This is a genomic window from Rathayibacter sp. AY1A3 (assembly GCF_002930975.1).
Taxonomy (GTDB): domain Bacteria; phylum Actinomycetota; class Actinomycetes; order Actinomycetales; family Microbacteriaceae; genus Rathayibacter.
This window is the reverse complement of the sequence record NZ_PSTO01000028.1, coordinates 39,600-48,239: the sequence shown is the minus strand read 5'-3', so window position 1 is coordinate 48,239 and position 8,640 is coordinate 39,600. Positions and strand designations below refer to the sequence as shown.

Here is an 8,640-nt window from a genome sequence, read left to right as displayed (position 1 = left end):
GGAGGAGCGAGGGGCGGGAGGACCGCGGATCAGGCCGGGACGTCGGCGGCGAGCGGCACCAGCCGCGCGGCCGGCGCCGAGACCACGACGGCGTCGCCGGGGGAGAGCGCGGCGGATCCGTCGGCCCGGACGTCCGACACCAGGCGCACCGGGGCGCCGGAGGGGTCGGTCGCGGCGACCGTGACCAGCACGTCGACGCCGCGGTAGGCGACGTCGACGACCACGCCGTCGAGCGCGAGCCCGGGCGAGGCGGGGGCCGTCGCCGACACCGCGAGGTGCTCGGGCCGGACCGTCGCGAGCGACCCGTCCGCGAGGACGAGGAAGTTCTCGTAGCCGAGGAAGTCGGCGACGAAGCGGTTCGCGGGGGAGCCGAAGACGGCGCTCGGGGCGCCCTGCTGCATGATCCGCCCGGCGCGCATCAGGACCATCTCGTCGCTCATCTCGAGCGCCTCGTCCTGGTCGTGGGTGACGAGCACCACGGTCAGCCCGGTCTCCGCCTGGATGCGGCGGATCTCGGAGCGCATCTGCACGCGCAGCCGGGCGTCGAGGTTCGACAGCGGCTCGTCGAGCAGGAGCAGCCGCGGCCGGATCGCGATGGCCCGTGCGAGCGCGACCCGCTGCTGCTGGCCGCCGGAGAGCTTCCTCGGCCGGCTGGCGGCGAGGTGCGCCAGGCCCACCATCTCGAGGCTCTCCACGACCCGGGCCTGCCGCTCCGCCCGCCCGACTCCGCGCAGCTTCAGCCCGTAGCCGACGTTCTCGGCGACGCTGAGGTGCGGGAAGAGCGCGTACGACTGGAACACCATCCCGAGCCCGCGCTTCTCCGGGGGCAGCTTCGTGCTGTCCAGGCCGTCGATGAGGATGCGGCCGGAGCTGGGGGCCGAGTAGCCCGCGAGCATCCGGAGCGAGGTGGTCTTGCCGCAGCCGCTGGGGCCGAGCAGGGTGGTCAGCCGCCCCGCGGGGATCGCGAAATCGATGCGGTCGACGGCGGTGAAGTCCCCGAAGACCTGGCTGACGTTGACGAATTCCGCTGCGGCGCTCATCGGTTGATGCCTCCGAAGATCTGGGCGAAGCCGACGCTGCGCTCGGCGAGGAACGCGATGACGACGGTCGCCGCGAGGATGAGGGTGGAGGTGGCCGCGACCATCGGGTCGTAGCTCTGCTGCACGTAGTCGAGCATCGTGACGGGCAGGGTCCTGGCGTCGCGGCTCTGCAGCAGGAGCGACAGGGGGACGTTGTTGAAGGACGTCACGAAGCCGAGCAGGGCGGCCGAGAAGACGCCGGGGCGCAGGATCGGCAGCGTGATCGTGAAGAAGGTGCGCAGCGGTCCGGCCCCGAGTCCGCGGGCGGCCTCCTCCAGCGCCGGGTCGCTGGTGGCGAGCGAGGCGCCGGTGACGCGCACCGCGTAGGGGAGCAGGAGCGCGGTGTGGCCGACGAGGAGCACGGCGGCGTTGTCGACCTTGAGCGTCACGACGAGCTGCTGGAAGAGGGCCAGCCCGACGACGAGCTCGGGCACGATCAGCGGCGAGAGGAAGAGCCCCTCGACGATCCCCTTCCCCGGGATGCGCCCGCGGTGGATGGCGAGGGTCGCCGGGATCCCGAGCAGGAGCGCGATCGCCGTCGAGAGGACGGCGAGCTGAGCGCTGGTGGCGAGCGACTCGAGGAACGGGTCGTACGAGAGCGCTTCGCCGAACCAGCGGAACGAGAAGCCCTCCGGCGGGAAGCGCAGAGTGGATCCGGCCGTGAACGCCGTGGCGACGACGAACAGGATCGGCACGATCATGATCACGTAGCCGGCGACGGCCAGGGTCGCGGCGACGAGGCGGCGCGTCCTCACGAGACGGCCCCCCGGCGGGCGACGAGCGAGGAGAGCCCGGAGACGAGGAAGACCAGGATCGTCATCACGATCGCCGTGGCCGACGCGCCCGCCCAGTCGATCGTCACGCTGGAGTACGAGAACAGCTGCGTGCTCAGCATCCGCTGCGAGGACCCGCCGAGCAGGTACGGCGTCGTGTACGCGGTCACGGAGCCGGCGAAGACGAGGGTCGCCGCGACGACGACGCCGGGGAGCGAGAGCGGCACCACGACGTCCCAGAAGGTCCGGGTCGGGCTCGCGCCGAGGCCGCGGGCGGCGTCGTCGAGCCCGGCGTCCACCTGCGAGACGGCGGAGTAGCAGGAGATGATCGCGAGCGGGAGGAACAGCTGCGTGAGGCCGAGCACGATCGCCAGCTCGGTGTAGAGCAGCTGGGGCGCCTCGTCGACCAGGCCGGTGGCGACGAGGAGCTGCCCGATCGCGCCGTTCGAGCCGAGGACCACGAGCCAGCCGAAAGTGCGCACCACGTTGCTGAGCAGCAGCGGGAAGATCGCGAGGGCCAGCAGCACGCCCGCCCAGCGCGAGGTGGAGCGGGCCAGCAGGTAGGCGATCGGGAAGCCGAGGACGACGCAGATCAGCGTGACGACGAGGCCGATGCCGACGGTGCGGCCGATGATCCGCAGCTCGTACGGGTCGGTCAGCATCTGGCCGACTCTCGCGATCACGTCGGCGGCGGTGGCGCCGGGCGGCGCGAACAGCATCACGAGCGACGGGACCACGAAGAACAGCAGCAGGAACCCGAGTCCCGGCAGGAGCAGGAGGGGAGCGGATCGTGTCCTCACGGGTGGCTCCTTCCGGGGCAAGTGGTGGCCGGCTGCGGATGTAACCGGTTGCATCGACCCTACGGGTGCGGCGGTACCCGGTCTGCGTCGCCCGTGTAAATTCCGTGTTTCGGAATCCGGGACCGCTTCGCGCCGCCGGTGCGACCGGTTGCAGGCGGGCCCCTATGATCGCGGGAGGACCGCAGGGAGGAGTCGGATGGCCACGCTCGCCGACGTCGCCGCCCTCGCCGGCGTCTCGAAGGCCACCGCCTCGCGCACGCTCTCGCGCCCGGAGGTCGTCTCGCCCGAGACGGCCGCCCGCGTGCTGACCGCGGCGGCCAAGCTCGGCTTCATCCCGAACTCCGCCGCGCGCCAGCTCGCCCGCGGCCGCACCGGCGTCGTGGCCCTGGTCGTCCCCACGCTCGACAACGCCTTCTTCACTCCGATCATCGGAGGGGCGCAGCGCCGCGCAGACGAGGACGGCCTGCAGCTGACCGTCGCCGTGCACCCGCTCGAGGCCGTGCGCGAGCTCGGCGCGTTCGACCGGCTCTCGCGGCAGGTCGACGGCTTCATCGTCGTCGCTCCCCGCGGCGGGGACGAGCTGCTGCTGGCGGCCGGATCGCACAAGCCGACCGTGCTGGTGGACCGCGAGGTCGACGGTCTCGCCTCCGTCGTCGCCGACACGGCCGCCGCGTTCGGGTCGCTGGTGGCGCGCTTCGCCGCCGACGGGCACGAGCGCGTGCTCTACCTCGGCGGGCCGGAGGGCTCGTGGCAGGACAGGCAGCGCACCGCGGCCGTGCACGAGGCGGCGGCGAGCGGAGGAGCGGAGCTCACGGTGCTCGGGCCCTTCCCGGCCACCTTCGCGGCCGGCGTCTCGGCCGCGGCCGCGGTGCGCGAGTCCGGAGCGACGGCGGTCGTGCCCTACGCGACCGCTCTCGGGCTCGGGGTGCAGTACGCGCTGTTGGCCTCCGGCGGCCTCCCGGAGCGGCTCGTGGTGAGCTCGGAGCGGTCGATCGTCGACGCGCTCGGGCTGGTGGGGGTCCCGGCGGTCGACGTGGACGGCGAGCAGCTGGGCCGGGCGGCCGCGGAGCTGCTCATCGAGCGCCTCGCCCGTCGTGACGCCCCTCCCGAGCGCCGCCGCCTGCCGGTGCCCGTGCAGTGGCCCGCGGCCTGAGCCGAGACGGTTGCCGACGGGACCGCGCGGCTCCGGGAGGCCGGACGCGGTCCCGAGGGTCGGACGCCGCTACGCGGTGAGGGCGACCGCCGTCCACGAGACGGGCGGGAGGGTCAGCGTCAGCACGCCGTCCTCGAGCGTCGCCGGGGCCTCGCGCAGGCGCACGCGGTCCTGGTCGTCACGCGTGTTCTTCGCGTAGGGGTCCTCGTCGAACAGGGCCACCGCCTCCGCGATGCTCGAGACTCCGAGGCCGCTGACGTCGACGGTGACCTCGATCGGCTCCGTCTGCGAGCGGTTCACCAGGAAGACGGCCGCGCGGCCCTCGTCGACGGTGGCGACGGAGTCGATGAGCGGAGCGTCGCCGTGGCGGGCGGTCGAATAGGTCCCCGCGTCGATCCGGGGGCGCAGCACCGAGCCGGAGGCCAGGCGTGCAGTGGTCGAGAACGGGAAGAACGTGGTCTGGCGCCAGGCGGCTCCGCCCGGCTCGGTCATGATCGGCGCGATCACGTTGACGAGCTGCGCGAGGGAGGCGGAGGTGACCCGGTCGGAGTTCTTCAGCAGCGTGATCATCAGGTTGCCGAGGACGACGGCGTCGGCGACGGAGTAGACGTCCTCGAGCAGGCGCGGGGCGTAGGCCCACTCGCGGGTGCTCTGGTCGCCCTCGGCGTCGGCCTTCTCCTTGGCCTGCCACTCCTCGAGGTACCAGACGTTCCACTCGTCGAAGGAGAGCTTGATGTCCTTCGTCTTCTTGAGCTTGAACTTCACGTGGTCCACGGTCGCCGCGACGGTGGCGATGAAGTACTCCATGTCGAGGGAGGAGGCGAGGAAGGAGCCGAGGTCGCCGTCGTACTCCTGGTAGTAGGCGTGGCACGAGACGTACTCGACGTCGTCGTACGCGTGCTCGAGGACCACGCGCTCCCACTCGCCGAAGGTCGGCATCGACGAGCTCGACGAGCCGCAGACGACCAGCTCGAGCGAGGGGTCGGCGATCTTGAGGGCCTTGGCGGTGCGGGAGGCGAGCTTGCCGTAGTCGTCGGCGCTCATGTGGCCGACCTGCCAGGGGCCGTCCATCTCGTTCCCGAGGCACCACATGCGGATGTCGTAGGGCTCGGTCCCGCCGTTGGCGATGCGCTGGTCGGCGAGAGCGGTGCCGGCCGGTCCGTTGGCGTACTCGAGGACGTCGAGCGCCTCGAGGACACCGCGGGTGCCGAGGTTGACGGCGTACATGATCTCGCTGCCGGTCAGCTCCGCCCACTTCGCGAAGTCGTCCAGCCCGACCTCGTTGGTCTCGAGCGAGTGCCAGGCCAGGTCGCGGCGGCGGGGGCGCTCGGAGCGCGGGCCGACGCCGTCCTCCCAGCGGTAGCCCGAGACGAAGTTGCCGCCGGGGTAGCGGATCGTCGTGGTGCCCAGCTCCTTGACCAGCTCGACCACGTCGAGGCGGAACCCGTCCTCGTTCGAGGCGGGGTGGCCGGGCTCGTAGATGCCGTCGTACACGCAGCGGCCGAGGTGCTCGACGAACGAGCCGAAGAGGCGCGGAGTGACGGGGGCGACGACCGCGGCGGGGTCGAGGCTGATGCGCGCGGTGGCGGCGGGGGCGTCGGTCATGAGGGCCTTTCGGGCTTCGGGCTCCCGCAGCGGGCTCGGCGGCGAGCGGTCTTTCTAACGTTGTACACGATGGTCCGCCCCGGCTCGGCCGCTGTCAAGAGCGGCACCGGCCCCCTCCTGCCTCGCTGCTCGCCGCTGCCGACGGCGGCAGACCTCTTCGGGCGTCGCGTCTCCCCGCCGCCGCTCAGCGCACCTGTGCTCGACTGGGCGGGTGCCCTCCTCCGATGCCGTCACCGACGCCTGCTCCGAGCTCGCCGACCGCGCCGACGCCCTCGCGGCGTCGCATCCCCGCCCGCGCGCGTTCCTCGCGGCCGTCGCGAAGGACGTCGCCGGCATCCGCAGCGCCCCGCTCGGCGCTCTCGACCTGGCGCACGGCGGCCGCAACCGGGTCCGGGGGAAGGGCTTCCGCCGCCCCTACGACGACGGCACCCGCGGCCAGGCCCGCCACTTCGCCGGCGTCGCGGGCGCCACGCTGTACCTCGGCGGCCCGCTCGCGCACCTGTTCCTCCGGACCGTCGGCGGCGACGTCCGCGGCTCGGCCGACGACCGGCTGACGACGCGGGCCGTGGAGTGGAGTCGGCTCCTCCGCCGCGGCGAGCTGGCCGTCGTGGACGCGGGAGCGTGGATCCGCCGCGAGATCTGCGGCAGCGGGACCTGCGCCTAGGCCCCGGCCGACGCCCGGCCGACCGCCGGGTCCTCCGCGATCGGACGGCCCGCGGTCGACTCCCGGGCTACCACGGTGAACGCCGCCTCGTGGAGCGTCCCCGGGCCGGTGCGGGTGCCCTCGATCCGGGCCTGCAGCACCTCGACCGCGGTCCGCGCGATCTCGTCGCGCCCCGAGTCCACACTGGAGAGGCTGGGGGAGGAGTAGCCCGCCTCGTCGATGTCGTCGAAGCCGATCACCGCCACCTCCTCGGGCACGCGGACCCTCGCCTCCTGGAGCGCGCGGACCGCGCCGAGTGCGAGGGTGTCGTTGAGCGCGAACACGGCGTCGAAGTCGAGCCCGGAGGCGAGCACGCGGCGCATCGCCTCGGCGCCGCCGGAGCGCCGCCACGGGCCCGAGACGCCGATCATCCGCTCGTCGTAGGCGATGCCGGCCTCGGCGAGCGCGGCGCGGTAGCCCTCGAGGCGGAGCGACGCCGAGCTGACGGCGGCGTCGGGGTGGGTCCCGAGCGCCACGATCCGGCGCCTTCCGGAGGCGAGCAGGTGCGCGGTGGCCGCGTGCGCCGCCGCAGTGTTCTGCATGGTGACGTGGTCGACCAGCCCGGTGAAGATCCGCTCGCCGAGCAGCACCAGGGGGAAGCCGACCGCGAGCGCGTCCTCGTCGGCGAGGCCCAGCGGGCTGAAGAGCAGCCCGTCGGTGAGCTGCCGTCGCTCGCTCGCCAGCACGCTCCGCTCGCGCTCGGGGTCGCCGCCGGTCTGCTCGATCAGCACCGTCAGGCCGCGCTCGTCGGCGGCGCGCATCACGCTGTCGGCGAGCTCGGCGAAGTAGGGGAGGCTCAGCTCCGGCAGGGCGAGGCCGATCACGCCGGTACGGCCGCGGCGCAGGCTCCGCGCGGAGAGGTTGGGCCGGTAGCCCAGCTGCGCGATGGCCGCCTGCACCCGGGAGCGGGTGGCCGGGCGCACGTGCGGATAGTCGTTGATCACGTTCGAGACGGTCTTGATCGAGACGTCGGCGGCGCGGGCGACATCGTGCAGCGTGACGGCCACGGTCCTCCCTCCGCTCGGCCCTCACGCTACCCCGGGGCTCCGCTCCGGCCTGTCGCGGATCGACGCCGGGGCGGCGTGCGGGCGGGGCGCGCCGCCGGAGCAGGACGCGCCCCGCGGCCGATCAGGTGTACCAGCTGGGCTCGGGGACGGTGTCGAGCAGGGCGAAGACGCCGACCTCGCGGCGCTTGTAGGGCAGCGGATCGTGCAGGGAGTGGGTGCGGAGGTTCCGCCAGTAGAGGTCGAGTCCGACCGAGCTCGCGGAGGCGCGGGCGCCGGTCAGCTCGAAGACGCGGGTCGCCGTCGCGAGGCCGTCCTCCACGATCCGCGCCTTGGCCGCGGCGATCCGCACGGCGATCTCGCCGCGGCGCCGAGGCGTCAGCTCCTCGCGCGGAGCGTGCAGCGCGGCCGAGAGCGCGGCCCCCGTCGCGTCGATCAGCGCCTCGTCGGCCCAGAGCCGGGACTGCAGGTCGCCGTATCCCTCGAGCACGTACCACTCGTCGCCGGCGCGCTCCTTGTCGTCGCCGCCGTACGGCCAGGCCCGGGTGCGCTCGCGGGTGTACTGCGCCGCGCGCTCGAGCGCTCCCTGCGCGATGCCGAGGTAGAACTCGGCGAAGACCTGCTGGATGACGGGCACGTTGAGGGTGTTGTAGACGAGCGGACGGTAGACCCTGTCGACGAAGCCGGCCGCCGCCGCCCACGGCACGCGGACGCCGCGGATCTCGACGGAGCCGGACTCGGTGAGCCGCTGGCCGAGGCTGTCCCAGTCGCGGCCGAAGACGATCCCCTCCTGATCGGTGGGGACGATCGCGAAGAGGTGGGTGTCCGTCCCCTCGAGCACCCCCTCGAGCACGGTCAGGTCGCTGACCACGCCGCCGGTCGAGAACGACTTGCGGCCGGTGAAGACCAGCTCGTCGCCCTCCTCCCGCACGGTGAGGTCGGAGTCGCGCGGGTTCACCGCGCCTCCGTAGAGGAGGTCCCCCTCGGTCGCGAGCTGCTCGACCGCGATGATCTGCTCGGGGGTCCCCACGAGGCGGGCCGCCCAGGCCCAGAGGTAGTGGTAGCCGAGCAGCTGGCCGATCGAGCCGTCGCCGCGCGCGACGGTGCGGACGACGCGGAGGGCGGTGGTCCACTCCTGGGCACCGCCGCCGTGCTCGGCGGGCCCGAGCAGCGTGACGAGGCCGGCCGCCTTGAGCAGGGCGACCTCGGCGAAGGGGGCGGCGCCGGCGCGGTCGCGCTCGAGGGCGTCGGTCGCGAGCACGGCGGCGACCTCCTCGGCGCGGACGAGCCAGGCGTCAGGGGAGTCGGGCCGGGGTGCGGCCGACCAGTGCTCGGCGGCGGCGCCGATCGTCGTCGCGGCGTCGGCGCCGGCGGTCGTGGGTGCGGTGGTGGTCACGGTGTCCTCGTCTCGTCGGGGGCGGTGTGCAGCGACTGTGCCAGGGGCGAGGTGTCCGGAGCGAGGCGCGTGTCGCCCCGTGTCCGCGTGTGTCCGCGGATGACCGGCGGGCGCCTCCGCACGATTT

8 protein-coding genes are annotated in these 8,640 nt (G+C 73.6%); 2 read left to right on the top strand and 6 right to left on the bottom strand.

What is annotated here, in order from left to right; genetic code table 11:
* Positions 1-29 precede the first annotated feature (29 nt).
* The 3 genes from C5C10_RS12920 to C5C10_RS12910 are packed head-to-tail and all read right to left on the bottom strand — an operon-like array spanning position 30 to position 2,652.
* Complete coding sequence (locus C5C10_RS12920) at positions 30-1,040, bottom strand: ABC transporter ATP-binding protein (protein WP_104329422.1); 1,011 nt, start codon at positions 1,038-1,040, stop codon at positions 30-32.
* Positions 1,037-1,834, bottom strand: a complete 798-nt coding sequence (locus C5C10_RS12915) for an ABC transporter permease (protein WP_258060571.1) — start codon at positions 1,832-1,834, stop codon at positions 1,037-1,039. The genes C5C10_RS12920 and C5C10_RS12915 overlap by 4 nt, the downstream gene beginning before the upstream one ends.
* Positions 1,831-2,652: an ABC transporter permease gene (locus C5C10_RS12910; RefSeq protein WP_104283063.1), complete on the bottom strand. Its 822-nt coding sequence runs from the start codon at positions 2,650-2,652 to the stop codon at positions 1,831-1,833. The genes C5C10_RS12915 and C5C10_RS12910 overlap by 4 nt, the downstream gene beginning before the upstream one ends.
* Positions 2,653-2,848: 196 nt before the next feature.
* Between C5C10_RS12910 and C5C10_RS12905 the strand changes: the two genes are divergently transcribed.
* Entirely contained in the window at positions 2,849-3,805 is a 957-nt protein-coding gene (locus C5C10_RS12905) for a LacI family DNA-binding transcriptional regulator (protein ID WP_104283064.1), read from the top strand.
* Positions 3,806-3,874: 69 nt separating this feature from the next.
* Here C5C10_RS12905 and C5C10_RS12900 read toward each other — a convergent pair whose 3' ends face one another.
* Positions 3,875-5,410, bottom strand: coding sequence for an alpha-N-arabinofuranosidase (locus tag C5C10_RS12900; RefSeq protein ID WP_104233557.1), 1,536 nt, complete (start codon positions 5,408-5,410; stop codon positions 3,875-3,877).
* A 211-nt stretch (positions 5,411-5,621) separates the two neighbouring features.
* On the opposite strand from C5C10_RS12900, the gene C5C10_RS12895 reads away from it, so the two are divergent.
* On the top strand, positions 5,622-6,074 hold the full coding sequence (locus C5C10_RS12895; protein ID WP_104267827.1) for a hypothetical protein: 453 nt from the start codon (positions 5,622-5,624) through the stop codon (positions 6,072-6,074).
* On the opposite strand, the gene C5C10_RS12890 is transcribed toward C5C10_RS12895, so the two are convergent.
* Both C5C10_RS12890 and C5C10_RS12885 read right to left on the bottom strand, forming a co-directional pair.
* Positions 6,071-7,120: a LacI family DNA-binding transcriptional regulator gene (locus tag C5C10_RS12890; RefSeq protein ID WP_104329420.1), complete on the bottom strand. Its 1,050-nt coding sequence runs from the start codon at positions 7,118-7,120 to the stop codon at positions 6,071-6,073. The genes C5C10_RS12895 and C5C10_RS12890 overlap by 4 nt on opposite strands.
* 121 nt (positions 7,121-7,241) lie before the next feature.
* Positions 7,242-8,513, bottom strand: coding sequence for an acyl-CoA dehydrogenase family protein (locus C5C10_RS12885; protein ID WP_258060570.1), 1,272 nt, complete (start codon positions 8,511-8,513; stop codon positions 7,242-7,244).
* Positions 8,514-8,640 lie beyond the last annotated feature (127 nt).

What these genes read in the sequence shown, in the direction of transcription:
- C5C10_RS12920 (WP_104329422.1), bottom strand. Translation starts at nt 1,040, where the DNA reads ATGAGCGCCGCAGCGGAATTCGTCAACGTCAGCCAGGTCTTCGGGGAC.
- C5C10_RS12905 (WP_104283064.1), top strand. Translation starts at nt 2,849, where the DNA reads ATGGCCACGCTCGCCGACGTCGCCGCCCTCGCCGGCGTCTCGAAGGCC.
- C5C10_RS12900 (WP_104233557.1), bottom strand. Translation starts at nt 5,410, where the DNA reads ATGACCGACGCCCCCGCCGCCACCGCGCGCATCAGCCTCGACCCCGCC.